This is a genomic window from Elusimicrobiota bacterium, assembly GCA_016218575.1.
In the GTDB taxonomy this organism is placed as follows: domain Bacteria; phylum Elusimicrobiota; class Elusimicrobia; order UBA1565; family UBA9628; genus JACRDN01.
Genome location: JACRDN010000019.1, coordinates 192,781 through 218,391, shown reverse-complemented (window position 1 = coordinate 218,391; position 25,611 = coordinate 192,781). Strand labels below are relative to the sequence as shown.

The following is a 25,611-nucleotide window of genomic DNA, read 5'->3' as shown; positions in this document are numbered from 1 at the left end:
TGTTAGCACCGCCGTCCATCCACAAAACTTCGCGGCGAAGTTATGTGAATAACTTTTTCCATGGAACTTTTCGGGGCGCTCCGTCGTATAACTAGTGGGAGGTGTTCGATATGCTCGACCATTCCAGGAGCCTGGGCGACGCGGACCTGCTGTCTGCTCTGAAGAACCTCGTCGCCGGCGAGCGGCGTTGCCTCGTCGAGCTGCTGGCCCATCTGGCGGAGCTCGACCGCAGGCGCTTGTGGCAGAGAGAGGGGTATTCGTCGCTGTACGTCTACTGCGTCAAGGAACTCGGCTACTCCGAGGGAGCCGCCTACCGCAGGGCCCAGGTCGCCCGGGCCAGCCGGAGCTTCCCGGAGATACTCTCCTATTTGACCGACGGCGCGCCCTCTTTGTCCGCCTTGGCCACGCTGGCCCCCTACCTGGATCAGAGCAATTGCGCGGACCTCCTCGAGAGGGCCAAATTCAAGAACCGGCGCGAGCTCGAAACGGTGGTGGCCGCCTTCCAGCCCCGGCATGTCGAGGCCGACACCATCCGCAAGGTTTCCCAGGACCGCCTCGTCCAGGGCGAGCTTGTCCAGCCTCTTTCCACCCAAAGGTTTCGCCTGAGCTTTACGGCCGATCTCGGGCTCCTGGATAAATTCGAGCGGGCCCGGGACCTCCTCAGGCACAAGCACCCCACAGGACGGCTCGAGGACGTCTTCGCGGAGACTTTGGAGGTCTTTCTGGACAGGAAGGATCCCCAGCGCCGGAGTCGGCCGCGGACCTCGTCCGCGGCCCCGAAGGAACTATCTCTGCGGGAAGCCCCGAGACAAGGGGCTTCCCGCTACATCCCCCAATCGGTCAAGGACGAGGTCTGGAGCCGCGACGGCGGCCGGTGCTCCTACATGAGCCCCGACGGTAGGCACTGCGAGGAGCGCGGCGGGCTAGAGTACGACCACGTCCGGCCCTGGGCCCGGGGAGGGACCTCCTCGGATCCGGCCAATATTCGCCTGCTCTGCCGGACGCACAACCGATTCGCGGCGGTCCAAGCCTTCGGGGAGGGGCACATGGAACGGTTCGGGCGGGAAAAGCAGCGGCCTGGGTAACGTCAGTGGTGCTACTTGACTATTTGTACACTATAGTATACACTTCTTATGGGTCCTTTCCGCTCGATCATTTTTAAGACCGCGCTAGGTTCCGAGCCATACGCGGACTATATAGATTGCCTTAAGGACCGAATCGGCGCGGCCAAAATTACATGAGAAACTACAGAAGCCACGAAGATTACCTGAATGACGTACTGACAGACCCGAAGGAAGCCGCCCTTTATTTAAATGTGGCGGCGGAGGAAGGCGAGCCCGCCCTCATTTTAACCGCCCTCGCCCAGGTAGCCAGAGCCCATGGGCTTTCGAGAATGGCGAAAAAAGTTGCGCTCTCCAGGATGGGGCTGTATAAAACTCTGTCCAAAAAAGGGAATCCCGAATTCAAGACGCTTATCGGAATACTTCGGGCTTCAGGCCTTCGGATGTCCTTCAAACCTTGCGCTTGACTTTTCTTCGGTAGCGACCCTTCAGCCAGAAATCAAGCTCATGCTGAAGCCTCTCCTTGACCTCGGGGGAGTTGACGTCCAGGACCTCGGCGACTCCCGAGCCGCGGATGGGTTTGTTGTTTTCGTCGAGTTTTACTCGGGCAATAAGAGATTTCTCTAACGCACCAGAAATCTTGAGGCGGAAATAGTAAGCCTCGCTTTCGTGCTTGTCTAAATCTTCTTTCCCAGCCCTGATTTCCCAGCCCTGAATACGACTCGTCCGGGAGTATGCGCACTGGAAGCTAATACCAATTCACAGGTATGATCCAGTCCATCACTGGTCTCATCATTTACAATCTCAATCGCTTTTGCCTTAGCCCCAGGCTCCAAGTCCAACAATTTTGCTCTTGGGATACCGTAGATAATATCAGCGCCTGTCTTTAGGACTTTTTGGATAAATCTATTTGATGGAGGGTTAATTTTCTGGCCGGAATGAGCGTTGACAATCAGAAAAAAGAGGGAAAATCGCATAACTTGTGGAAACTGGGACTATTTTAACATAATGAGCCGTGAAGCAATTTTTACTATGTTTGCTTTTGCCAAGCATTTCCTTTAGCAAAAACAATCAGCCTAAGTTTAAACCCACCTTGGAAGAAGAGGGCTTTGCGGCCGTTCAAATCACTCAAACCACCACCGAAATCCAAGAAGCCAAAAAAGCTTCCGCCCCTCCGGGCGTCATCTCCAAAAAACTGGCGGCCATCGAAAAACTCGCGGAGGAGCATGGGGGCTCCTCGGTGGTGCAGAACAGTGCGGCGCGGTCGGCCTTCGTGCTGGGCGATGCAAAGACCGGCATGGCCCGGGCGGAGAAGGCCGTGGAACTCGCCCGGGCCCGGAAGAACCCCGAGGAGACCCGGCGGGACTTGCCGCCCGCTCTCCTCACCATGGCGATCGGCTACGGGCAAAACGGGGACTACCCTCGGGCCTACGCCCGGGCCCGGGAGGCCTTGGAGCTAGACCCCAAGGGGCCTTACGCCGACTCGGCGCGGGCCGTGATCATGCTCTCAAAGAACAGGCGGGCCGCCGCCATAGACGACTCCGACATATCAGGTAATCCTGCGGCCGCAGACACGGCCTTCCAAAAACTTTGGCAAAACACTTCTCCCCTGAACGACATACGAGTGCGCAACATGGGCCGGCGGGCCGAGGGACGGGTGAAGGCCATCGAAGTTCTGGGCGAGGCGCGCAGTCACCTGGAAGTAGGAGACCCCAGAGGGGCTCTGGACCTGGCCGGTAAGGCCCTCGACCTCGACCCCGCCCTTCCCGACATCTACATGCAGCGGGGCCTGGCTTACTTGGCACTCAAGGATTTAAAATCGGCCCAGGAGGAACTCGGCAAGGCCATTTCCCTCTGGCAGGCTCGGGGCGGAAGCACGGAGGCTCTCGCAAGCGCGCACAACGCCCGCGCCATGGCAGCACTCGAGAACCGGGATTTCAAGTCCTCCCTTGCCGACGCCGAGGAAGCCCTGCGGCTCAATCCCAAAAGCGCCCAGGCCTCGGCCCAGCGCGCCCAGGCCCGGGAGGGGTTGGGCGGCAAGACGGAGGAGCTTCTGGCGGACTTTCAGCGCGCGGCCGAACTCGATCCCGGGCATTTTGCCGCGGATTACGAGGCGGCGCTCTCCCGCATGAAGAAGCCCAAGGCGCCTGCAGCACCTAGGGGCGGCTATTTCCCGCGGCCCGCCCTTATGAGCGCGCTTCTGCTGATCCTGGCGGGGCTGGCCCTATGGGGCCTCCGCCTGAATTCCAGGCAAGCCGCCCAGGCCGGGGAAAAGAAAGTCCTAGGGAAGCGCTTTCTCCTAGGAAAACTGCTGGGCAGCGAAGGTATGGGCAAGGTCTACGAGGGCTGGGACCTCCAGCTCGAGCGCAAGGTCGCCATCAAGCGCCTGCACGAGGCCTTGGAGCGAGACCCCCGGGACCTCAAGCGTTTTTTGGCCGAGGCCAAGACCGTGGCGAGCCTCCGGCACCCCAACATCGTGAGCGTCTTCGACGCCTTCACGGAGGACGAGGCCCTCTGCGTCGTCTTCGAGCTCTGCGCGGGGGAGACTTTGCAGGAGCGTCTCGCCCGAGAGGGCAAGCTCAAGGCGCCAGAGTGCCTCGGAATCGTCCGCGCCATCGGCTCGGCCGTGGACTACGCCCACGAGCGCGGGGTGATCCACCGCGATCTTAAGCCCGGCAACGTCATGCTCGAGCGAAACGGGACAGTCAAGGTGATGGACTTCGACATCGCCCGGCGCATCGAGAGCCCGGACCAGCGCACGACCACCACTTTCGTGATCGGGACCCCCTCCTACATGGCCCCCGAAGAGGAAGCCGGAGAGGTCAGCCGCGAGTCCGACCTCTACGCCCTCGGAATATGCGCCTATGAGATGCTGGCGGGAAGACTCCCCTTCGAGGGCCGCGACGCCAAGGTCCAGGGGCGCTTTTCCCCGGCCTCCAAACACGGGGCCCCGGCGGCTGTGGACCCCTTCTTCGAGAAAGCCCTAAACCCCAACTCCCGCGACCGCTTCCATAGCGGCGCCGAGCTCTCGGCGGCGTTCCTCCAAGCCCTCGGCGGCTAGGAAACAAGGACTTGCGCTTGACAGAATTCAGAATTACTGATATTCTGCATATATGAGGTTTTAATCATGGCCTATTTACGCAAGATCAGCGAACGCAACCAAATCACCATTCCACCAAGCCTTCTAAAAATCGCGGGGATTTCAGAGGGAGATTTAGTGGCCCTCGAAGCCCATGACGGGAAAATCACCCTGGAGCGAAGGCAAGTCGTGGAAAAGGATTTTGCCGCGAAAGATTGGGAGGCCCTTGATGAACTGGTGCGCGGGCAGATTCGAAAAAAACAATACACCCAATACTCCAACCCCCAAGAAGCCGAAACGCACCTTAAACGACTCTTGAAGTGATCAAGGTTAGGTTTCTAAGGTCTTTCGATAAGACCCTGCAGTCTCTCTCTCTGAAAGAAAGAAGGAAAGCTCATCAGGCTATTCGGTCGCTCTTGGATTATTTCGGAGGAGGACCGCGCCCCATCGGCCTAGGGCTAAGGAAATTGAGGGACCCTTATTGGGAGATCCGCCTTTCATTGGACAAGCGCGTCCTCTTCATTTTAGAACACGACCTCACCACCTTCGTCTTAACAGGAAATCACGATCAAATTCGCCGGCGCCTTGCGGACATGGATCACGGAACGGCTGGCCGAGGAAATGTCTAGCAGCGCTTCTCTTCCTTAAAGAGAAAGGCATAGCGCTCGACCGCGCGCTCCGAACGCGGAGCGCGCAGGTACTGGCCCATGTCCGGGGGCTTGCCGCCGTTGAATTGCTGGGCGGGATAGCTCTTGGGCTTCATCATAAATCCCGCCATGGTGGCGGCCAAGGCCCCGGCGCCGGAGATGTAGACCAGCCATTTGACCCATTGCTGGGCACCATCGCCGTCCAAATTACCCTTGGCATAGATCAACCCACCGGCAGCCACCGAGATCAAACCTCCGGCCAGAACGAACATATTGCCCTGCATGCCCTGGCCGTACTTGCCCCCTGCAATCATGGATCCTATGGCCACGGCCGCCAGGCCTAACAGGGCCGCGACGCCAGCAAGAACCTGAGCCAAAACTGGATTTTCTTTTCCCTGTTTGCTCGCCACCATCAACAGCATCGCCGCCCCCGCGATCAGCATGGTCGCGGTCTGGATGGCCTTCTGCCAGGGGGTGACGTTCTTGCCGGCCACGGTGGGGACGTTGGACTCGGGGAAGCGCTTGTCGTCGCCCGATACGGAGGTGGGCTGACCGGTGGTGACTCCCGAGCCAGCACCCGCTCCGGTGCCGGCACCCCCAATGCCGGCGTCGGCTCCGCCGATTCCAGCGCGGCTGGTGCTGCCATCCATCTGGGGACCGGTATTACCCGCGAGGCTGCGCGCGTTCTGAGCCTGCCGAATGGCGCCGCCCACTCCCCTGAAATTACCTCCCCTCCTCGTGGCGGCGGCGAGCCCCCTGCCGGTTCCGGCCGCGCGGGCCCCCCCGGCGCCGCCCGCCCCGCCTTTGCCTCCGACGGTCCTGGCCAAGGCGGCGTTGTTGGCGGCATTATTGGAGGAGAAACTGGCCGAAGTGCTGGCTCCGGAGGAGGAGGCGCCCAACTTCGAGAGCTCGGCCTTCTTCATGCCGAACTTGGCCAAGGGGTTGGCCTCGCTCTTGGGGGCGAGGTTATTGCTCGCGATCGGGGGAGAAACTGAGGTTCCGGCGGCGGCCCCGGCGCCCGCCGGAGCCGAGGGCGCGGCGGCGTCGCCAGCCTGGGCGCTCCCGTCCGGGGCCCCGTCCGTCGCCGCGGTCTTATTGGCGTCCACGAATTTCTGCAGGGAATCGGAGGCCAAAGAGGCCGAGCCGGCCTGAGCTCCCCCCGAGGCGCCCGATTGGGGCTTGGGGGCGAACAGGCTCTGGAAATTGCCGTCCATGGGGCGCTCGGAGCCCGCGCCGAGATAACGATGGCCCATCCAGGCGAAGGTCCCGGCCACGGTGGTTCCGGCGACGATAAGGGCCACGATCCCGGCCTTGGTGGCGAGCATGCCTCCCGCCGCGCCGTAGCCGCCCAAACCTCCGGCAGCACTTCCCAAGCCACCGGAGGAGCCTAGTCCCAAACGGGAAAGGAGTGAATAGAGAACTCCGCTTCTTTTCTTTTCTTCCTCTCCGTCCTTGTTCGTTTCCGGCGTGATGTCGGGCATTTGCGCGCTCATGAATACCTCCAAATCATCCTTTACCCATACCCATCGCACCCATCACTCCGCCCATGACTCCATTGACAAGCCCGCCCACCACCATGGTCATGAGCATCATCATCATTTGCTTGCGCTGCTCCTCGGGGTCCTTCTTCTCCTTGGCCTCGGCCTGGGGCGGGGGCTCGATCTTCTTCTTGTCGAGGTTGGCGTCGTTGGCCTTCAAATTCATGGGCTTGGAATCCAAATCCGCGTAAAGGCTGCTGGCACCTCCGGTGGCCGAGCCCTGTCCGGGGATGCCCGCCCCGCGGCCGCCGCTGCCGTCGAAGCTGTAGCCGCCCCCGGCTGCGGCGGCGTCGTTGCTCCTCTGGGCGGCGGCCGAGACCCCCTGGGACTGGGCCGTCTGCAAAGCCTTCACCGCGGGAGCGCCCTTCATGTCCCCGGGGTTGCCGTGCAGGCCGCGGGTGGACTCAAGACCGGTGTTGGCGCGGCTCGAACCAAATGAGCTCGCTGAAAAAGACCCGCCTCCGGACGAGGAGGCCCCGGTCGAGCCCCCGCCGCTTCCCAGGCCCGAGAGCGAGCCGAAGCTCGCCTTGGGCGGGGTGAAGGCCTTGATCGCCTGGCGGCCGCCCCAGCCGGTGGGGTCAGCGGAGGCGGAGGTTTTTTGGCTGACCTGGGTAAGGGCGCTGGCAAGATTTGAAGAAGCCGGCGCGGCTCCCGCGCCGGCCGGCGAGCCGGCCGGTTTCTCTTCAGGCGGCGGCTCATACAAGGAAGAGGCGATGGGACCGTCCAAATTCTTCTTTTTGTAGGCCCCGCCTTCCATGGACAGGTCCACGGCCGAGCCTGGGGCGCCCGAGGGGTTCTGCACCGCGTCCAGGCTCTGCTCCGAGGACTTGAGAGCCCCCTCCTTCAGGGCCGGGGTCGAGGCGCCCGAGGAGTCCAGGAAAGGCAGGCAAAGCCAGCCGCCCACGGCCATGAAACCCAGCAAAATGGCCCACCAATACCTCTTGAAGGGGTCGTTGTCGCGCCGGATGCCGATGGAAATGGCCGTCATAAGGGCTTTTCCAGTTTAGCCCCTGCCCCAAATTTTGTCAATAGAATGGGGCTTTCTTACTGTATTTTTACGTTGCGGGGATGGGAATGGGCTTGGGGGGCTTGCCGTACTCGGTGAAGATGGAGACGATTTCGTCGTAGTCGAGCTCCTCCTTCTTCAGGAGTTCGTCCGCGAAGCGATCAAGGATGACCCGTTCAGACTTCAGTATCTTCTCCACCTCCTCGAGCGACTGGTGGAGAAGCTTCTGGGTGGCCATGTTGAGCTTTTCCTTGAGGTCGTCGGAGAGCTGGTCCTTGGGGATGCGGGTGAAATCCCCCACGAAGCCGTTCTCCCCCATGCCGAAGCGCCAAATCATGTCGTGGGCGATGTTCATGGCGTAGGTAAAATCCGCCGAAACCCCGTTGGTGGTGACCCCGTACTTAAGCTTCTCGGCCACGTAGCCCGCCAGGTACATCTTGATGTCGGCGCGCAAGGTGTTGGTGTCGGAGCTGTAGAGCTCCTCGCGAGCGATGGGATGCACCACGCCCAAGGTCCCCCCACGCTGGATGATGGAGGCCTTGAACACGTCGCTGGTGGGGTGGGTGAGGTACAGGATGAGGAGATGGCCGGCCTCGTGGTAGGCCGTCATCTCGCGCTCCCTTGGGGTCATGCTCAGGCGATGGGCCACCCCGAGCTCGATGCGCTCGATGGCGGCGGACACATCTTTATAGGACACCCTATCCCGGCGTTCGCGGGTCGCGATCAGCGCGGCCTCCTTCAAGATGTTCTCGATCTCGGCCGGGGTCTTGTACACGGCCTTCCTGGCCAGGCGGGCCAGGTCCACGGCGGGGTCCATGCGGATGTTCTTGGCGTAATAGGCGAAGATATCCTGGCGCTCGGAGAGATTCGGGCGGCCGATGGTGATGGTGCGGTCGAAGCGCCCGGGCCGCAGCAAAGCGGGGTCTAAGACCTCCTCCTGGGCGTTCATGGCCCCGACGACAACCACGTGGGCGTCCTCATCGTTCAAACCGTCCATCTCGACTAAAAGTTGGTTCAAGGTGCTGTTGGACTCCGAGGAGCCGCCGAAGGCGTCCATGAAGACCCGGGTCTTGCCCACGACCTCGAGCTCATCTATGAAGATGATGCAGGCCCCGTAGGCCTTGGCGTATTGGCGGGCCTGCTTGAAGAGTTTGCGCACGCGCGCGGCCCCCACCCCCACGAAAATCTCGACGAACTCAGAGCCGGAGGTGGAGAGGAAGGGGACCCCGGCCTCGGTGGCGATGGCCTTGGCGAGCATGGTTTTGCCGCAGCCGGGCGGGCCGATCATGAGCATGCCGTGCAGGATCTTGCCGCCGACTTTCTTCAAGGCCGCGCGGTCCTTAATAAGCTGGACCATCTCCCAGGCCTCGCGCTTGGCCTCGGTGAGCCCGATCACGTCGGAGAAGCGGACGTTGACGGAGTGCGCGCCAACCCGGGACTTCTTGAAGCGCACGAAGCCCCCCCCGTACTGCAGGAGGTACAGGAAGCACACGAAAACCAAGGTCTGGAGTATACCCCAGGGAAGAGAGGCGACGTTGATGCCGATGATGTAGCGCCGAACGCTCTCCTCCATCCCCGACATGTACCATATCGGCAGGAGGATGGAGATGAAAATCCCAACGAGGATGGCCAGCCAAAGCCAATGGCGCTGGAGGAAAAGCCGGAATTTAGCCCAGAGCATGATTTAGCCTCAGTATACAGAATTTAACGGCAGGATGCCCAATTCCTTTGTGGAATTGGGCATTACTGCAAACCTGGCAGGACGAAGGCGATGGGACGGTCTCGGTTGGGGACATACTTGGTCACCTCGAACTTGAACTCCGGGGCGTGGTACATCCAGGCGATGTCCACCGAGCGGGTCCGGGCGGTCAAGGTGACCACGTTCCAGACCTGGGTGCGGGTAATGTCGAGCTGGACAGCGGGCCCCACCAGGCCTAGGAAGCTCCCGGTCGAGTCTCCGTAGCCCAGGTACTGGCTCACCCGCCGCTTGATGTCGCTCTTCAAGGCTCCATCGTCGAAACCCTCATAGGCCGCGTTGCGGTGGGATTCGAGCTGCCAGCGCCGCGACGCGTAGTAGGATGCGATCTCCAGCTTTTGCGTGAGGATGAGAAGCCCGTAGATCTTGGTGAAGGCGAATAGGAAGAACATGAAAATAGGAAAGAGAAGCACCACCTCCGTCGTGGCTTGGCCGCGTTGGTGCCAGTCATTTACATTCTTAACTTTCTTAACTTTCGAGCCGAGCAAGTTTACTAAGTTAAGAATGTAAATGACTGGCACCGTCACGGATAAAGCCTCACTTGGAAGCGCGGGGTGGGCTCGGGCCAGACCGAGGGGTTCTTGCCCTCGAGAGCCACGGTGGCGTGGACCTTGGGGCTGGCCCCGCTCTCGACCGCGGCCATGCGGTTGAAGTCCACGCCGAAGTAGTTCTTGGGCGCCATCCAATGCACCTCCACCGGCCAGCCGGGATAGCCGGAGCCGGAAGGCTGCGTCAAACTCTTGATGGCGTTGGGCTTGACGGTCACCAGCTGGAACAGCCCCTCGCATTCGTCTATGGTCTTGGGCATCTGGGGAGGCGGGTCCGAGGCGAATATCTTGTACTGCTGGAAGGTGGAATGGACGAACTGGTTGCCGTGGAAGAGCAGGTTTTGGACGCAGCTGAACTTGACCGCGCAGTTCTTACACAGAGGGAAATTAGTATCGGCCACGTTCCGGAAATTGGCCACTGCCTGATCTGCCTCGATGAGATTGCGCCCCGGGTATTGAGGATCGTCGCCGGTGTTGAGCCAGTAGGACTTCTTCAAGAAGTTATGGTTGTCGCTCAGGCGCCGGAGCACGGAGAACTGGGCGGACTCGACCGAGCCCAGGAGCTGGTATATCTGGACGTAGAGCTTGTATATCTGGTTGGCGTCATCCCAGTTGATCCACCAATGCTTGGCCGTCTCCATGCTGATCAAGGTAAAGCAATTGTCCTGGGCCGTGCCCCCCACGTTGCCGTCGGCCGGCCGCTCCCCCTTGCCGGTCACGATGCAGTCGCGCGAGGCGACCTCGGGGTTGGAGCTGTTCATATCGGAGCGCGCCCCCCCGTAGCCGATATCCCACTTCTCCTCCTCGCCGTAATTGGTACGGCCCGCGTCGGACAGGGAGCGCGGGAACACCCCGTCCTTGTAGAGGATCTCGTCTATCGGCGTCGGGCCGGGGCAGGGGTCCTTGCCTTGGCAATCCAAGGTCTCGCCATGGAAGCCCTCGTAGAATATGCGCATGGGGAAGGCCCCGTTGACGTAGGCCGAGCGGTTCAAGAAATCCGAGTAGTTGGTCAGCTCCACGAAGGCGGCCGCGTCCACGGCGAACTGGTGACGGATCTTCTGCTGGGAGAGCTTGGCGGTCTCAAAAATCAGGAAAATGAATAGGAATAAAGAGGGGAAAATGAAGAGGGCCGGGATGACGATTTGGCCCTGCCTGCCGAGCTTGGATACCACACTATATTTTAATGGTCTGAGGCTAAAATTCAAGGTCTAAACGGTAAAAAAACGGCAACGGGAATTCGGTGGGAATTCGGTGACAGTTACCGAATTCCGTCCAGATCGAATTCGGTAACTGTCACCGAATTCAAGAGAGGAACACCTTGCTTTGGTCCAGGTCGAAGACGGTCTTGTCGGCGGCGAAATCAAAGCTTGCCATGACATGGCCCCGCCATTGGCCGCCCGCATGGCGGTGGGCACGCAGCTGGTAGGTGGTGGAATACATCTCGCCGCGGACGTTCTCCATCTCGACCCAAAGACCCCTGTCCCCCCATGGGCGCAGGGCCTCGGCGACGCCGCGTCGGTAAGCCTCGTATTCGGCGTCTGTCATGCGCACGGTCGTGCCCATGTTAAAGAGGAGAAGCCCCACGTCGGGGTCGTCGGCCGGGATGTTCTTGGCCAGGAATTTGGCGGCCTGGTCCGGCCAGCAGGGCACGATCTGGATGAAGGCGGCTTCCTGGCGCTGCCGCTGGAGGGCGACGTCTATGGCCTTGTCGAGGGCCTTGATGAGGGGCAGTTGGTCCGGCATGAGAGCCGCGGTGAGCCAGCGCCGGTGGCCGATGTCCTCCAGGAGCAGCGGCGTGGGCTCTAGGCCTATGCGCGCGGCCACCAGCTCAGGGTTGAAGCCACGTTGGGGCACGGCGAGGTCGGCCACCAGGTTCAAGCCCGCTCCTGCGTTGACCTCGACGAGGTAGAAAGAAAGATTCCGAGACTGGAAAAAGAGCATGGCCGGGTTGATCCAAAGCGGAGCCCGGGCCTCCACGTAGGTCCGGCGCTGGGCCACCCTCAAATTGTCGAAGAAGGTCTTGGGAAGCGCCCTCAAGACCTGGGCCAGGGCCGAGGAGGGATCGGCCTCATCGGTGCCGCCGCAGGAGGGAAAATACGGGACCAAGGGGTTCTCCGCGTCGCTCAAGACCTCGTAGTGCAGACAGGCCAGAAACAGGCCCCAGGCCTCGGTCCAGGCCACGAAGCTCCGCTTCTCCCAGGCCTTCTGCGTAAGTTGCCACCACGGGGGGTCTCCCTTCTTCAAGGCCTCGCTCAAATGCCTGACGAGTGCTGTGCTCACCGGCAGTCCCGGCATCGTGGCCGCGGCGCGGTCGAGCTGGGAGATGAACTCTTCTTTGGTCACACCCTCAAGATTGTTCGGCGGAAATAAGCCCCATGTCGATGCCTTTGACCACCGCTTCGGTGCGGTTGGTGACTCCCAGCTTCTGGAAGACGGCGTTCAAGTGGTTCTTGATGGTCTTGACCGAGCAGTTCATCTTGCCGGCGATTTCCTTGTTGGAAAGGCCGCTGCCGAGGAGCACCATGACCCGTATCTCGGTCTTGGTGAGCGCCACCGGGGATTGGGACTCGTTTTTGACCATCTGCCGCAGTCCCGCCAGGAGCTTGCCCATGACCTGCTGGGGGATCATCACGCCCTCGTTGGCGAAGGCCTTGAGCGCGTTGACGAGCTCTACCGCCGGCAGCATCTTGGAAAGGTAGCCGTTGGCCCCGGCCTGGATCGACTCCATGACATGGGCCTCATCCTCAAAGCTCGAGAGGATGAGCACGTTGGTGGAAGGGCATTCCTTGCGAATGAGGCGGGTCGCCGCCACGCCGTCCAAGTGGGGCAGCTTGATGTCCATGAGGATCACGTCGGGCTTGAGCTTCTTGGCCTGGCGCACAGCCTCCTGGCCGTCCGCCGCCTCGCCGACCACCTCGATCAGCTTCTCGTTCTCGAGAAGATCCTTGATCCCCTCGCGAAAGAGCGTTTGGTCGTCCGCAATCAAAACTCTCACTTTTTTCTTGGGTGCCATATGCCTCCGAAGGGTAGCTGACTATGCCGAAATTGTCAAGAACTCGGGATAATGAAGGAAAACGTCGAGCCGAGCCCCGGACCCGGGCTTTCGACCCAAATGCGGCCGTGGTGCGCCTCGATGATCTCCTTGGCGATGGAAAGCCCCAGGCCCAGGCGCCCTCCCCCGGCCTGGCCGTGGCCCTGGTAGAAACTCCGGAAAATCTTGTCCAAGTCCTCCCGGGCGATTCCCTCCCCCGTGTCCTTCACCGCGAAGCAGACTCCCGAATCCCGGGCCGAGGCCGAAACCATGATCTGGCCGCCCCTAGGAGTGTGGCGCATCGCGTTCTCAAGAAGGTTGTTCAAGACCTGGAGCAGTCTCCTCCGGTCGGCGCGAATGGGCGGAAGGTTCGGCGCGATCTCGGCCTTCAAGGCCTGGCCGCGGCTCATGGCCCGCCCTTGGGGGCCGACCAGGGCCTCCTCGAGCATGGGGCCCGGCGGCACATCGGAGTGCTCTAGCCGGAATTTCCCCTGCTCGATCGAGGCCCAATCCACCAAATCCTCGATGAGACGGGTGATTTGGCTGATGCCGTTGGAGATGTAGACCATGTGCTTCTTCTGCTCGGCCGAGGGGGCGATGCTCGCGCAGAGCATCTCGAAGCTCACCTGGAGGGTCATGAGGGAATTCGACATGTCGTGGGAAGACATGGACAGGAACTTCGACTTCATCTCGTTCAAGTTTACGAGTTGATCGTTGGCCTTTTGGAGATCGGCGATGAGCCTGCGGTTTTCCTGCTCCAAGCGCAGCTTGTCCAAGGCCTTGGCGATGGCGAGCTTCAGATAGCCGAAGTCCACGGGCTTGATGAGGAAATCGTAGACCGACTCCTGGATGGCCCGAAGTGCCGTGTCGAGCGAGGCGTGGGCCGTGAGCATGAGAATGGGGCTTTCCGAGTTGTGGGTACGGATCTGCTTGATCACGTCGATGCCGGTGGAATCCGTGAGGTTGTAGTCCATCAGGATCACGTCGAAGAACTCCCGGCGCACGGCGGCCAAGGCCGCGGCCCCGCTCTCGGCCTGGGAGACTTTATAGCCCTCGATCTCCAGGTTGTCCGAGACCGTCTCGCGAATGTGCGCGTCGTCGTCTACGATGAGAATCTTGGCGTTTTTTCCCATGTCAGCTCTTCACGGTATTGACGATTTTCTGGGCCACGGGCAGGAATAGGCGGAACACCGTGCCCCGCCCCACCACGCTCTCGACATCCACCCGTCCGTTGTGGCGATCCACGACCTTGCGCACCACCGCCAGGCCCAAGCCCGTGCCGCGGGCCTTGGTGGTGAAAAACGGGGTGAATATTTTGTCGAGGACGTCCTGCGGGATGCCAGGTCCGGAGTCGGCGATCTCGATGACGGCGGCGGCCGCCCCGCCCTCCTCCGACAGGCGCGTGCGCACCGCGACCCGGCCCGAGGCGGGCATCACCTCGATGGCGTTGCCGATGAGGTTTCTCAAGGCCTGCTGCATCTCCGTAGGATCAATGTCCACCATGGGGTTGGCCGCGTCGAAGGCCTTCTCGACCTTGATGTGGGCCGGGAAAGGGTAGACGGAGAGAAGCTCGTCCAGGAAGCTGTTCAAGAGCACTCGCTCTGGTTTGAGCTCCCTCTGGCGAGAGTAGGTGAGGATCTCGTTGATGATCCCATTGGCCTGCTGGATCTCGGATTCGATGATCTTGATATGCTTGGCGATCTTGGGGTCGGAATCGAGAGCCGCGCCGAGCTTGGTCTTGATGAAGTAGATGGAGTTGTTGATGACGGCCAAGGGGTTGCGGATCTCATGGCCCACCACCGATGCCATCTGCCCGATGGCGGCCAGGCGCTCCTTCTTGATGAGCTCGTCCTGCGCGGCCTTGAGCTCCCGGGTCCGGGCCTCGACACGCTTCTCGAGAAACTTCGTGAATTTCTCGAGCTCTTGCTTGGCGTGGATGAGCTCGCCCGTCTTCTCCTTCAAGGAGTCGCTCATGGCGAGGAAGGTCTGGGCGAGATCCCCGATCTCGTCGTTGGTCAGCATCATCTCGGGCATATCCTCGAACTGCCCCCTGCCCAGCCTGTCGGCGGCTTCCCGAAGAAGCCTGACCGGCTGGGTGATGTGGTTGGCCACCGCCAGCGAGAGGATGACGGTGAAGAGCACGACCCAAAGAAAAACGCGGAAAATCTGGCGGCGCATCTCGGCCGCGGTCTGGTATGCCGTCTCGACAGGCTGTTGAATATAGACCACCCAGCCCAGGTCCTTGACGTCGGAATAGGCGCCCAACAGACGCTCTCCGCCCGAAAGCTCGATCTCGCCGCCGCCCTTCTCGCTGGTCTGGGTGGTGACGACTTTTAGGATGTCGTCGCTGAGCTTGGCGTCCGGCCTGTAGACCTCCTTGTAATTGGAGTGGGCGATCAGGAAACCGTCGGGGTGGACCACGGCGGCGGAGCCCTTTCCGGTCTGCGGGAACTCGATGCTCAAGAGAGCCGAGAGGCCGTTCAAGCTGACCTTGGCCGAAAGCACGCCCATGGGCTTGGGCGGCTGGGCCTTGGGATCGAGGATGGCCACGGCCAAGGTCATGGCCGGGTACAGACCCTGGAAGCGCTCGAGCTTGCCGATATACTGCCCGCGAGACATGGCCGTGACGAAGGACTCGTCCTTGGAGAGCTGGCGCATCTCGGGGGAGGGGCCGAGGTAGCGCCCGGTCCTCAAAGTCTCGGTTCCGTCCGCATTGACCACGGAAAGCTCGAGGATGGCCAGGTGAACCTGGATGATCCGGTTCAGGTACTGCTGCTGCTTGACCGGGTTCATGCCAGTGAATTCCTCGAGGCCAGAGGTCTCGGCCAGCACGTTCTTGAAGTTCATCACGTACTTGTAGACCGTGTCCGCAAACCCAACGGCCAAGGCCTCCTGCATGGCCAAGGTTTCCTTGCGCAAGGAAGACTGGGAGATGTTGACCAGATGGTAGCCCACCACTCCCATGGGGGCCAGGGAGATGAGCAGGAACCAGAATAGAATCTTGTAGGCGAGCTTGCCGCGCCTAGTCACCGCTGCCATCCAGGACAGTTTACGACAATGAAATTAAGAATATGTTTCGGATAATCCGGTGATAATTCGGTGACAGTTACCGAATTCCGTCTACATTCTCCATTTGAAGGAATTCGGTAACTGTCACCGAATTATTGATTCCGGGACAAAAGCTGGCGGATGCGGATGGAAAGCTCGGCCAGATCGAAGGGCTTGGTCATATATTCATCGGCCCCGAGCTCGAAGCCCTGTTTCTTCTCCTCGGCGGAGAGAAAGCGCCCGGTCATCATGATGAGAATGGTGGTCTTGGACCTCTTGCGCAGCTCCTGGCATATCTGGAAGCCCGATGAGTCGGGAAGCTGGATGTCCATGATGACGACGTCGGGGTTCAGCTTACCGGCTGCCGCGATGCCGGGCTGGGCCGCCCCGGCCTGGTGGCACTCGAAGCCCTCGAGCTCCAGGACCTCGGCCAGGCTCTCCCTGAGATGCGCGTCGTCGTCAATGATCAAAAGTTTGGGGGCTTTGGCGTTGCTGGTCATGCTACCTCCGCATTTCCGCGCCCGGCGGAATCAGCTTGTAGCCCACGCAGGGAATCGTCGTGATGAAGCGCGCGGCGGGGCCCAGCTTCTCGCGCAGACGGCGCACATGGACGTCCACGGTTCGCGGCGAACCGAAATAATTGTAGCCCCAAACGCGCTCGATGAGATAGGGGCGGCTCAAGACCCGGTTGGCCGAACTCAGGAAAACATAGAGGAGGTCGAGCTCCTTGGAGGTGAGCGGGACCTTCTTGCCCGCGACGTGCAAGGTGTAGCTGGTGAGGTTGAGCTCGATCTCGCCCATTTGAATAACTTCCTCAGAACTGCTCACTTGGGTTCGGCGCAGCACGGCCTTAATGCGGGCGATGCACTCGGCCATGTCCCAGTTGAGGGAAAGGCACTCGTCGGCCCCAGCCTGGAAGAAGGCCAGGCGCAGGGAGACCCTGTCTCGGGCGAAGGCCCCCGGGGCAACGACTCCCGCCCCGGGATGCGCGGAGTTGCTCTCGAGCCGCTTCATGGTCTCCGCCGTCTTTTGGCTGAAAAGGGCGTAGGCCGTGTTCCTGGGCTTATCCGGGCCAGCGGGAGCCTCGGCGTGCTCGACCAAAGCCACGATGGGGAGCTGCTTGGTCTGGGCCTTGGCGCGCAGGGTCTTGACGAGACTCACGCCCTCGTCGTCGGCCAGTTTCTGGCCGACCAGAAGCAGGTCGCAGCCGCGGTGGGCTAGAAGGCCCAGGACTTCCTTGGCCTTCTGCGCCGTCGTCACCGACATCCCGCTTCCGGAAAGAGCCTCCAAGATGGCTCCGGCGCGGTTGGGCTCGCGGCTGGCGTAGACAACGTTGATGCGCATCAGGCGCTCTCCGCCTCCGTCGCGGCCTCAAGCTCCAGGCGCACCCCCCCCCAGCCCAGAGCCCCGGCGTAGAGGTTGTAGAGAACGGCCACCACAAGGACCAGGGCGTTCATCAGAACCATGTAAAAAAGGACGAAGATCAGCATGGAAAGAATCTTGAGTTTGAGGCTCATGCTCACGACGTCGATGGCGGGAATCAGGAGGAACTTGACCGCTCCACCCAAGAATCCCATGGTCGCGAAAAGGGCCGATAAGGCGGGCCGCGCCGCGAAGAATATGGCCAAGGCCGCGATCGCAACGCCCCCGATGGTCACCGGCAACAGCTGGCGCAGGTAGCCAGCGACCCCGCACATGAGCCCGATGGCCACGGCCGTCGGAATCATGGGATGAGTGTGCCAAAATGGGTCGATTCTCTTGACTTGGTAGCTCATTTTGAGAGATTAACAATACTTAATGCAAAAGTAAAGAAAATTTCCAGAGAAGCCCGCATTCTTCCAGGACGACGACACGAGAGAAGGCGCGGGCGGCAAGCCGCCCGCGGACTTAAATCCGGACGCCGACCTGCTTGGGCTCGAAGAGAATGAGGGTGCGGCGCAGCTCCCCCTCTTCCTCGAGGTGAACGGCCTTGACGTGGCAGGGCTCGGAGCGGAAGGTTGTGTCGGCCTCTACGAGCTGGTTGGGGCGGTCCAAGGCCACGCCGACCAGCCTAAGGACGTCCTGCTGCTGGCTATCGATGACGTCCAAAAGGTGGAGCTTGGCCTCGGCCACGGTCCCGGTCACCGCGAAGTTGGTGTAGAGCACGGTGTTGTCTTCGTCCACCACGATGGCCCTGTGGTTCTTCGACACGATGGCCATGAGGATGGACTGCCACCAGCGCGCCTCGGCGGCCCCGCGCTGCTTCTCCTTGACCATGGCGTTGGCGATCTCAGCCTTGACCTTGGAGAGGAATACGCTGAAAATGCCGGCGACCTCGCCGATCTCATCATTTCGGGGCGGATACTTCAGCTCCAAGGTCTTGAAGGAAATGGCCTCCACCGCGTCGCGAAGGCTCAAGAGGGGGTTGATGACGAAATGATGGAGAAAAAAATAGAGGGGAATTCCGAGGAGCAGGAGCACTCCGACGGCGCCGATGGCGTACTTGTTCATGGCCTTGTTGATGACCTTGACCACGCCGGCGCGGCTGACCTGGATGTTGAGCACGCCCAGGACGTCCCCCCTCAAGGCCAGGGGGATGGCGATGTCGTACATCGGCAGGTTGGGCACCGCGCGGATCACGGGGGACTTCGAAAGCCAGGCCTGCTCGATGGCGTCGGTGGGAAGAGCGATTCTCTTGGTGAACTCGTCGAAGGTCTTGGTGATTTCGCTCGGATCACGGAACCAGCGCACCTCCCCGTACTTGTTGAGATACAAAAGGGCCGCGACTCGGTCGTCCTTGGAGAAGCGCGTGACCGTGTCGAACTCGTCCATGGAGATCGCGCTCTGATTGCGGCTGAGCCCATTGATCAAGGTCGGGGCGTAGAGGCGGACCATGTCGATGGACTCCTGCTTGAGCTTCTCATCGAAGGTCCACTTGAAGAGGTTGTAATAGAAGATGCCCCCCAGGAACATGACGTAAACGCCGATCCCGGCGAACCACAAGAACCACTTCGAGGAAAGCCTCATTGCCCTCCGCTCAGGACCTTCTCGATGCGCTCCAGGCCCGCCTGGGCGTCGGAGTTGGAAGGGTCGAGCTGCTTGGCCAGGCCCCACTCGTCGCGGGCCTTGTCATAGTCTCCCTTCTGGAAGAAGATCACTCCAGAAAGGTAGTGCTGCTGCGAGGATCGCTTGGCGTCCTCGGAGACCCCGCCCGCGGCGGGCGCGCCCACCCCAACGGCCTCGCCGCCGGCCTTGGCCTCGGCCTCCTTCTTGGCCTTCTCCTCGGCTTCCTTCTTGGCCGCCTCCTCGGCCTCCTTCTTGGCCGCCTCCTCCCGCTCCTTGGCCAGCTCCACCGCCCGCTTCTTGGCCGTCTCTTCGCGGCGCATCTGCTCCTTGGCCCGGGCGATGAGCTGGTCCGCGGCCTTGGGATCATAGCCGTAGGTCAAGGCCGCCTTCCATTGGGCGATGGCCTCGGTGTACTTGCGGCCCTCGTAGAACTGGCGGCCCTGGGCCACGTGCTGGCTGGCCATCTCCGAGCGGATCTCGGCCTGGAGCTTCTGGGCCTTGGCGTTGCCGGGGCCGGCCTCGAGGACCTTGTCGAGCATCTTCAAGGACTCGGCCACCTCCCCCTGGCTGTAAAGGTTGAGCGCAGCCTGCAGCTTCTCGTTGGCCTCTGCCTCGCGGGCCTCGGCCTCGACCTTGGCGATGGCGGCCGAGAGCTTGGGATACTTGGGGTTGAGGACCAAGGCCGCGTACCACTGGTCGAGGGCTTCCCGCAAGCGGTGCTGTCGGTAGGCCTTCTGGCCGCGCGTAAAGTGATCCTCCGCCATCTCGCCGCGAGCCTTCTTGAGCCAGTAGCGAGCCTTGAGATTGCCCGGGGCAAGCTTGACCGATTCCTCCCAGCGCCCGGCCGCCTCGACAAGGCGCCCCTGGCGGTAAAGGGCCATCCCCTCCTCGAACTTATCCTCGACGAGCTTTCTCTCGGAGAAGCGGGGCCGGGGCGAGCCGTTCAAGTCCATGGCCGCGCGCTGGAGGATGGCCGCGTCCTCGTGGGCCGGGTCGATCTTCAGGATCTCCGAGGTAAGCTCCCGGCTGCCCTCGTACTGCCCGCTCTTGTAGAGGTCGAAGGCGTTCTCGTAGACCCCCTTGAGGGTCTTGCGCATGATGCGGGCCTTTTCGAGCTGGATCGAGTAGATGTACTTCTTCTTGTCCTCTTCGGAGTTGATGGTGCCGAGGTTGACGTGGGACATGTCGAGAAACAGGGAGTCGGCGTCCTTTAGTCGCTGAGGCGCAGGCTCGGCCATGGCCGAGCCTGCGCCGAGGCTGAAGAGTGCCGTTATTAATAGCGCCAGCCTGGCGTTATCAGCCTTCATCAGAACCCCAGCCCCCCCGACATGAGGGATTTCATCATGGGAGCCAGCATCATGATGAAGACGGTCGGGAAAATGAAGATGAAAAGCGGGATGAGCATCTTGGTCGAGGCCTGGGCCGCGAGCTTCTCCGCCTTGTTCAGGCGCCTGAAGCGCATGTCCGCGGCGTAATTGCGCAGGAGCTCGACCAGGCTCGTGCCTAGCTCGTCGGACTGGACGATGAGCCCAACGAAGGAGCGGATCTCCTGCAGGCCCGTGCGCAGGGCCAGGCGCTTCAATGCGTCCCGGCGGGAGTAGCCGAGCGAAATCTCGTTGATGACCTTGCCCATCTCGAGCTCGAGCTCGGTCTTCTTTTTCGAGCTTTTCAGTATCCTGTCGAAGGCGTTCATGTAGTCGAGGCCGGCCTCGATGGTCAAGGCCGCCAAATCCACCAAGGTCGGGAAGTTGCGCATGATCTCTGTCTGGCGCGCGCGGATCCGTGAGCTGAAGACAAGATCCGGCAGGATGAAGCCCAAGGCCGAGAAAACCACGGAGAAGAGCGAGTCGGTGAGAAGATAAGCTAGGCCCGCGAAACCCAGGGCCGCCAGCTCCTTCATGTGCAGCATCTGGAGGGGAGTGGGTTTTTCCGGCCGACCCATCATCATGTAGAGCTCCTCGAGCCTGACATCCAGATGGAAGGCCCTCAGGAGGAAAAGGTCCAGGCGGTCGAGGGCGCTCCCCTTGGGGTTCAAGCTCGAGAAGGCCGAGGTGGTGCCGACCTGCTTGCCGGCGAGCCTGGAGAGGTCGGAAGCGTCCTCCTCCGGAGGCGGGGACAGGAGCCTGTGGGCCGCGGTGTAGGCCGCGACCGAGCCCAGGACCCCGACGACCAGGAGAAAATAGTGGAGGAATTGGTCGTTCATGCTAAACCTGGATGTCTCCCAGCTTATTGACGACCTTCATGCCGATGGCGATCCAGACCGTGCAGAAGAGAAGCACCATGAACCCCAGGCCCGTGAAGTAGAACTCCTTCATGGGGCCCGGCTGGAACAGGAACATCACGATGAGCATGACCCAGGGCATGATCCCGACCACGATCGCCTGGATGCGCTGCTGGGCCGTGAGCGCGGCGGTCTTTTCCACGAGCTTGGACTCCTCGCGTATGTTATCAACGATGCGGTCGAAGATCTTGGTGAGGTTTCCTCCCACGGTCCGCTGAATGACCACGGCCTTGATCATGTAGGAAAGAAGCCGGCTCTGCACCCGCTCCTCCACTCCTTCCAGGGCCCTCTCCAAGGGAGTCCCGAGCTGGTAATTCTTGATGCAAAGGCCGAACTCCTCGGAGATCGGGGGCTGGAGGTCTCTCTGGACGAGCTCGATGCACTGCACAAGATCTATGCCGGACTTAAGTCCGTTGGACATCAAGATCATGGCGTCCATGAGCTGGGCCTCGCATTTCATGCCGCGCCTAAATCGGATGTTGCGCAGAAGCCAGCCGGGAAGGATCAGCCCGCAGTAAATCCCGAAGCCCGAAAAAATGACGAAGCCGAAGGGGTCGAAGGTCAGTATCCCGATGAGCAGGCCCAAGGCCGCCGGCCCGCCGACCAGGTAGTTTATCTTGATGGTCAAGAACTGCCGCTCGTACTCGTAGGCCCACTCCTTGGCCTTGGCCCTGTATTTATCGGCCCAATCGCTGATCTTGGCCTCGTTGAGGCTGCCCACCAGCCAGCCGGTCGTAAACATCAGGAGGATTCCCAGGAGCTTGAAGACATAGGCCGCGACGGGCGAGGCCTTTTTCTCGGATCCCGGCGGGGCGTAGCCCCGCGGGGGCGCGTGGAGGACATCATAGGCGTTGCGGCTCAAGGCCCCGATGGCCATCACGGCCTGCTTGTAGCAGGACTTGTCGTCATGGGCCTCGCAGGTGACGCGCCCCGAGGTCAGGGCGTCCATCAAGGTGTCCATCTCCTTGATGATGAGGTCAAAGTCCGAGATCACGGAGCGCCCCCGGCCGGAGAGAGAGCTCCCGAGTCTCGCCCGGTAGAGCCGGTCCAAAGACATCTGGAAGCGGATGCGGTTGTCCTCGTAATCCCGGATAAGCGAGGTTGGGTTGGCCAGCTGCCCCCCGTCGGCCGGCAGGAAGGTCTTCCTGGTCAGCTCGAAAAACTCGTAGAGCACGGAGGCCGGCGCCTGCCATAGCTGGGCCTCGTTCAATATCCCCTCCTCGGGATCCTGCCAAACCGGCCTTTTCAACATGGCCTCCAAGGTCTGGTCCACCCAGGCCGGAACCGGGAGGCTCGGGTCGCGGTCGCGCTTGAAGTAGTGGTAGAACTTCTGCATGCGCGCCTCGGCCCCGTCGTTCTTGTCCGCCAAATGCTTGACCTCGGCCGGGGTGAAGACTTGGGCGCGCAAGGGAGCGGCCAGACCCAGGAGCGCCGACAAGAAGAGGAGCCTCGCCGTCATTGCGACCTCGGCCCGGGCCCGGGCGCGTTGGGATCCTTGGTCTCCTTGTAAATGGAGGTCGGCACGCTCAAACCCTTGAGCTTGAACTCCTCCTGGAAGCTGGGGACATGCCCGGAGCCGGTGAAATAGCCGATGGTCTGGCCCTGCTCGGTGACCGTGGTTTGGTTGAACCGAAAAATATCCTTGGTCAGGATCTTGACGCCGTCGCGCCCGGTCACCTCGGTGATGTAGGTCACGCGGCGCTTGCCGTCCGAGAAGCGGGTGAGCTGCACGAACATGTGGACAGCGCTCGCGATCATGTCGGTGAGCACCGACATGGGGAGGTCGGTTCCCGCCATCAAGCACATGGCGGCCAAGCGAGAGATGGCGTCGTTGGGGGTGTTGGCGTGGATGGTGGCCAGCGAACCCTCGTGGCCGGTGTTCATGGCCTGGAGCATGTCCAGGGCCTCGGCGCCGCGGCACTCGCCGACCACGATCCGATCGGGGCGCATGCGCAGGCAGTTCTTGACGAGGTCGCGGATCGTGATCTCTCCCTTGCCCTCGATGTTGGGGGGGCGGCTCTCGAGCCTGATCCAGTGCTCCTGCATGAGCTTGAGCTCCGCGGTGTCCTCGACCGTGATGATGCGTTCGTCCTCGGGGATGAAGTTCGAGAGCATATTGAGGAAGGTGGTCTTTCCGGTGCCGGTTCCGCCCGAGATGATGATGTTCTTGCGCAGGATGACGCAGCTCTTGAGGAACTCCACCATGTCCGGCGTGGCGGCCCCGAAGCCCACGAGCTGCTTGAAGGTGAAGGGCTTGGCCGAGAAGCGGCGTATGGTGAGCGTCGGGCCCGAGACGGCCAAGGGGGCGATGATGGCGTTGACGCGCGAGCCGTCCTTCAAGCGCGCGTCCACCAGGGGCACCGACTCGTCGATGCGCCGGCCGATCGGGGCCACGATCCTCTTGATGACTTGGATCACCTGCTCGTCGTTGCGGAAGCGAATGGGCAGGAGCACGAGCTTGCCCGCGCGCTCGATATATATCTTGTCGTGGGCGTTGACCATGATTTCGTTGACCGAGGGGTCGCGGGTCAAGGCCTGGAGCGGCCCCAGACCCAGGATCTCATCGACGAGCTCCGTGATGAACTGCTCGCGCTGGGCGCGGCTCAAGGGGAGATTCGACTCCTTTTGAATGAGGTTCTCGATGATCCCGGAAACCTTGCTGCGGTTCTCCTCGTTCTGCCCGGCGTCGTCGGAGATCCTAATGCGCTCGGTTTCCATGGCCGAGACCACGAGCTTGTGGAGCTTGGTCTTTAGGTCATCCCAAAACTCGGGCACGGGGGTGGATGCCGCTGTCGCGGGCGCGGCGCTCTTGGGGCGGGCCGAGCCGGCGCCGTCGGCAGCACCCACCGCCGGCCTCCAGAGAAAGTCGGCGGCCTGGTGAAGCTCCTCGGCGGAAAGCGAGCTCTCCCAGGCCTTGAGCGTGGGCTTGACCTCCATGGTGCGGCCCAGGACCAGGCGCAAGGATTTGACCCAATCGCTCTGCATGGACTCGACCACCACGATTTTCTGAGTGTTGGCGTACTCGGGAATCAGGTCCTCCCAAGGCATGTAGGCCAGCACCCGCTTCTGCATGGCATGGAAGAACTTATCCACCTCCTTGGGGGCCAGGGCCCCGGGGAGGTTGGCTTGGTTGACCACGACCTCGAACTTCTCGAGCGGGAAATGCAGGGCCTTGATCTCGTTGAAGAGGGAGTAGGTGGCCTCGAAATGACCCCGCTGCGGGAGGCACACCCAATAGACCAGGTCGGCCAGGTCGAAGGCGAAGACCTGCATCGGGAAGTAGGGATCGACGTCCAGGAAGAGATCGTAACTCTCCGCGAGCGATCCCAAAACCTTCACGATAAGCTGGGGAGACAGCGAGAATATCTCGGAGCGCTTGGAGGCCAAGGGCAGGAGCCCCACCCCCCACGCGGTCATGGGGATGCGGCCGCGCAGGAGCCTTCCTAAGCCCGTGGGGTTGTCCCCGGCCAATTGGACCATGCTGGCCAAGGTTGGGGGGTTGACCCCCAACTGGAAGCTCAAATCGTTGCGGCAGAGCGGGTCCATGTGGACCAGGATTACCTTTCGGTTCTGGCTTCCGGCCCAGGCCAAGGCGAGGTTCAGGGCGAGCGTGCTCTTTCCGACCCCTTCCTTGGGGCCGGTGAAGACTACCACCCGGTTGGGTTCTTTGCCGCGTTCGGTTTCCATCTTTGTTAATTAAAATCAGCGCGCGACACCAGCCCTCAGCCTCCCTTCGCGGCCGCGCGCCTCCCCACGGGGGAGGCTTGCGGCGTCCGGTGCCAGGCACCCTCTGGGAGCCAGGCACCGATAGGAGTCACGCTACTTAACAATCTCCATCGTGATGAACAGGAACAGGGACTTCTGCTCCTCGATAATGCTGGTGGTCGTGAACAAAAGGCCCAAAATCGGGATCCGGCCCAGGAAGGGGACCCGGGTCTTGGAGACGTTCTTGCGGCTGGACTTGAGTCCCCCGATCACCAAGGTCTCCCCGCTTTTTAGCTCCACGGTGCTCTGGAGCTGGCGGGTGACTATGGTGGGCACGGTGGCGTTGCCGATCTGGACGGCCTTGGAGAAGTCGGGGTTGGACACCTCGAGCTGGAAGGTCGCGCGGATGGTCTCCTTCTTGTTCGGGTTGATCACGGGAGCGATGTTTAAAATCGTGCCGGCATCCTTGAATTCCGCGGTGCAGCCCTGGTTGCCGCAGACCGGGAAGGGCAGCTTGTCGCCCACGATGAAGCTCGCGGCGTCCGCGCCCGCCTGGACGATCACCTTGGGATTGGAGAGAAGCTGGGCCTTGCCCTCGGTCTCTAGCATCTTCAACGAAGCCTGCAGCGCGGTCTGCCGCGCGAAATCGCCTATCGTGTAAATCCCCGGGATCTGCTGCTCGGCGAAGTTGATCCCGGTCTGAAAGGGCCCCCAAACGAATCCCACGTCCCGCTGGTTCGACCCCGCTATCTCGACGATGTCCGCCGAGATGGCGATGAGCGAATCCTCGGGCTGAGCGCAAAGCCCCGGCGCCAACAGCGCCAATATCACTGCCGCTTTAACTAGTTGCCTCATTCTGTTGTCTT

The 25,611-nt window shown here is 61.5% G+C and carries 22 protein-coding genes; 4 read left to right on the top strand and 18 right to left on the bottom strand.

Going from position 1 to position 25,611, the window contains the following annotated elements:
• Window positions 1-110: 110 nt before the first annotated feature.
• From HY921_09275 to HY921_09260, 4 genes are all read left to right on the top strand, one after another.
• Entirely contained in the window at window positions 111-1,085 is a 975-nt protein-coding gene (locus HY921_09275; GenBank protein MBI5631062.1) for an HNH endonuclease, read from the top strand.
• A gap of 152 nt (window positions 1,086-1,237) precedes the next feature.
• Window positions 1,238-1,528, top strand: a complete 291-nt coding sequence (locus HY921_09270) for a putative addiction module antidote protein (protein ID MBI5631061.1) — start codon at window positions 1,238-1,240, stop codon at window positions 1,526-1,528.
• Window positions 1,529-2,154: 626 nt separating this feature from the next.
• Window positions 2,155-4,122, top strand: coding sequence for a protein kinase (locus HY921_09265; protein MBI5631060.1), 1,968 nt, complete (start codon window positions 2,155-2,157; stop codon window positions 4,120-4,122).
• Window positions 4,123-4,188: 66 nt separating this feature from the next.
• Window positions 4,189-4,464: an AbrB/MazE/SpoVT family DNA-binding domain-containing protein gene (locus HY921_09260; protein MBI5631059.1), complete on the top strand. Its 276-nt coding sequence runs from the start codon at window positions 4,189-4,191 to the stop codon at window positions 4,462-4,464.
• A gap of 301 nt (window positions 4,465-4,765) precedes the next feature.
• Here the strand turns inward: HY921_09260 and HY921_09255 are convergent, their stop codons facing one another.
• From HY921_09255 to HY921_09170, 18 genes are all read right to left on the bottom strand, one after another.
• Window positions 4,766-6,280, bottom strand: coding sequence for a hypothetical protein (locus tag HY921_09255; GenBank protein MBI5631058.1), 1,515 nt, complete (start codon window positions 6,278-6,280; stop codon window positions 4,766-4,768).
• Window positions 6,281-6,293: 13 nt separating this feature from the next.
• Window positions 6,294-7,313, bottom strand: coding sequence for a hypothetical protein (locus HY921_09250; GenBank protein ID MBI5631057.1), 1,020 nt, complete (start codon window positions 7,311-7,313; stop codon window positions 6,294-6,296).
• A 67-nt stretch (window positions 7,314-7,380) separates the two neighbouring features.
• Window positions 7,381-9,012 carry an AAA family ATPase gene (locus HY921_09245; GenBank protein ID MBI5631056.1) on the bottom strand — a complete coding sequence of 544 codons (1,632 nt, stop codon included), beginning with the start codon at window positions 9,010-9,012 and terminating at the stop codon, window positions 7,381-7,383.
• A gap of 62 nt (window positions 9,013-9,074) precedes the next feature.
• Window positions 9,075-9,479 (bottom strand): hypothetical protein, encoded by a 405-nt coding sequence (locus HY921_09240; GenBank protein MBI5631055.1) that lies wholly within the window; start codon window positions 9,477-9,479, stop codon window positions 9,075-9,077.
• A 131-nt stretch (window positions 9,480-9,610) separates the two neighbouring features.
• Entirely contained in the window at window positions 9,611-10,807 is a 1,197-nt protein-coding gene (locus tag HY921_09235) for a hypothetical protein (GenBank protein MBI5631054.1), read from the bottom strand.
• 130 nt (window positions 10,808-10,937) lie between these two features.
• Window positions 10,938-11,978, bottom strand: a complete 1,041-nt coding sequence (locus tag HY921_09230) for a DUF2332 family protein (GenBank protein MBI5631053.1) — start codon at window positions 11,976-11,978, stop codon at window positions 10,938-10,940.
• Window positions 11,979-11,982: 4 nt separating this feature from the next.
• On the bottom strand, window positions 11,983-12,630 hold the full coding sequence (locus HY921_09225) for a response regulator transcription factor (GenBank protein MBI5631052.1): 648 nt from the start codon (window positions 12,628-12,630) through the stop codon (window positions 11,983-11,985).
• 53 nt (window positions 12,631-12,683) lie between these two features.
• Window positions 12,684-13,799 (bottom strand): response regulator, encoded by a 1,116-nt coding sequence (locus HY921_09220; protein MBI5631051.1) that lies wholly within the window; start codon window positions 13,797-13,799, stop codon window positions 12,684-12,686.
• Window position 13,800: 1 nt separating this feature from the next.
• Window positions 13,801-15,705, bottom strand: coding sequence for a HAMP domain-containing protein (locus HY921_09215; GenBank protein MBI5631050.1), 1,905 nt, complete (start codon window positions 15,703-15,705; stop codon window positions 13,801-13,803).
• 122 nt (window positions 15,706-15,827) lie between these two features.
• On the bottom strand, window positions 15,828-16,214 hold the full coding sequence (locus tag HY921_09210) for a response regulator transcription factor (GenBank protein MBI5631049.1): 387 nt from the start codon (window positions 16,212-16,214) through the stop codon (window positions 15,828-15,830).
• A 1-nt stretch (window position 16,215) separates the two neighbouring features.
• Entirely contained in the window at window positions 16,216-17,058 is an 843-nt protein-coding gene (locus HY921_09205) for a response regulator transcription factor (GenBank protein ID MBI5631048.1), read from the bottom strand.
• On the bottom strand, window positions 17,058-17,489 hold the full coding sequence (locus HY921_09200) for a hypothetical protein (protein MBI5631047.1): 432 nt from the start codon (window positions 17,487-17,489) through the stop codon (window positions 17,058-17,060). The genes HY921_09205 and HY921_09200 overlap by 1 nt, the downstream gene beginning before the upstream one ends.
• A 112-nt stretch (window positions 17,490-17,601) precedes the next feature.
• A complete protein-coding gene (locus HY921_09195; GenBank protein ID MBI5631046.1) occupies window positions 17,602-18,720 on the bottom strand; it encodes a hypothetical protein in 1,119 nt (372 codons plus the stop codon).
• The gene (locus HY921_09190; GenBank protein MBI5631045.1) at window positions 18,717-20,066 is read right to left on the bottom strand and encodes a hypothetical protein; all 1,350 of its coding nucleotides are present in this window, start codon (window positions 20,064-20,066) and stop codon (window positions 18,717-18,719) included. Before HY921_09190 ends, HY921_09195 begins: the two co-directional genes overlap by 4 nt.
• The gene (locus tag HY921_09185; GenBank protein ID MBI5631044.1) at window positions 20,066-20,962 is read right to left on the bottom strand and encodes a type II secretion system F family protein; all 897 of its coding nucleotides are present in this window, start codon (window positions 20,960-20,962) and stop codon (window positions 20,066-20,068) included. Before HY921_09185 ends, HY921_09190 begins: the two co-directional genes overlap by 1 nt.
• A 1-nt stretch (window position 20,963) precedes the next feature.
• Complete coding sequence (locus HY921_09180) at window positions 20,964-22,499, bottom strand: type II secretion system F family protein (GenBank protein MBI5631043.1); 1,536 nt, start codon at window positions 22,497-22,499, stop codon at window positions 20,964-20,966.
• Entirely contained in the window at window positions 22,496-24,727 is a 2,232-nt protein-coding gene (tadA, locus tag HY921_09175; protein MBI5631042.1) for a Flp pilus assembly complex ATPase component TadA, read from the bottom strand. The genes HY921_09180 and tadA overlap by 4 nt, the downstream gene beginning before the upstream one ends.
• A gap of 132 nt (window positions 24,728-24,859) precedes the next feature.
• The gene (locus HY921_09170; protein MBI5631041.1) at window positions 24,860-25,600 is read right to left on the bottom strand and encodes a type II and III secretion system protein; all 741 of its coding nucleotides are present in this window, start codon (window positions 25,598-25,600) and stop codon (window positions 24,860-24,862) included.
• Between the last annotated feature and the right edge of the window lie 11 nt (window positions 25,601-25,611).

Excerpts from the sequence above, each read along its gene's own strand:
- HY921_09250 (MBI5631057.1), bottom strand. The coding sequence starts at position 7,313 with ATGACGGCCATTTCCATCGGCATCCGGCGCGACAACGACCCCTTCAAG.
- tadA (MBI5631042.1), bottom strand. The coding sequence starts at position 24,727 with ATGGAAACCGAACGCGGCAAAGAACCCAACCGGGTGGTAGTCTTCACC.
- HY921_09210 (MBI5631049.1), bottom strand. The coding sequence starts at position 16,214 with ATGACCAGCAACGCCAAAGCCCCCAAACTTTTGATCATTGACGACGAC.
- HY921_09190 (MBI5631045.1), bottom strand. The coding sequence starts at position 20,066 with ATGAAGGCTGATAACGCCAGGCTGGCGCTATTAATAACGGCACTCTTC.
- HY921_09220 (MBI5631051.1), bottom strand. The coding sequence starts at position 13,799 with ATGGGAAAAAACGCCAAGATTCTCATCGTAGACGACGACGCGCACATT.
- HY921_09240 (MBI5631055.1), bottom strand. The coding sequence starts at position 9,479 with ATGTTCTTCCTATTCGCCTTCACCAAGATCTACGGGCTTCTCATCCTC.
- HY921_09245 (MBI5631056.1), bottom strand. The coding sequence starts at position 9,012 with ATGCTCTGGGCTAAATTCCGGCTTTTCCTCCAGCGCCATTGGCTTTGG.
- HY921_09195 (MBI5631046.1), bottom strand. The coding sequence starts at position 18,720 with ATGAGGCTTTCCTCGAAGTGGTTCTTGTGGTTCGCCGGGATCGGCGTT.
- HY921_09275 (MBI5631062.1), top strand. The coding sequence starts at position 111 with ATGCTCGACCATTCCAGGAGCCTGGGCGACGCGGACCTGCTGTCTGCT.
- HY921_09215 (MBI5631050.1), bottom strand. The coding sequence starts at position 15,705 with ATGGCAGCGGTGACTAGGCGCGGCAAGCTCGCCTACAAGATTCTATTC.
- HY921_09170 (MBI5631041.1), bottom strand. The coding sequence starts at position 25,600 with ATGAGGCAACTAGTTAAAGCGGCAGTGATATTGGCGCTGTTGGCGCCG.
- HY921_09200 (MBI5631047.1), bottom strand. The coding sequence starts at position 17,489 with ATGAGCTACCAAGTCAAGAGAATCGACCCATTTTGGCACACTCATCCC.
- HY921_09205 (MBI5631048.1), bottom strand. The coding sequence starts at position 17,058 with ATGCGCATCAACGTTGTCTACGCCAGCCGCGAGCCCAACCGCGCCGGA.
- HY921_09185 (MBI5631044.1), bottom strand. The coding sequence starts at position 20,962 with ATGAACGACCAATTCCTCCACTATTTTCTCCTGGTCGTCGGGGTCCTG.
- HY921_09270 (MBI5631061.1), top strand. The coding sequence starts at position 1,238 with ATGAGAAACTACAGAAGCCACGAAGATTACCTGAATGACGTACTGACA.
- HY921_09255 (MBI5631058.1), bottom strand. The coding sequence starts at position 6,280 with ATGAGCGCGCAAATGCCCGACATCACGCCGGAAACGAACAAGGACGGA.
- HY921_09260 (MBI5631059.1), top strand. The coding sequence starts at position 4,189 with ATGGCCTATTTACGCAAGATCAGCGAACGCAACCAAATCACCATTCCA.
- HY921_09180 (MBI5631043.1), bottom strand. The coding sequence starts at position 22,499 with ATGACGGCGAGGCTCCTCTTCTTGTCGGCGCTCCTGGGTCTGGCCGCT.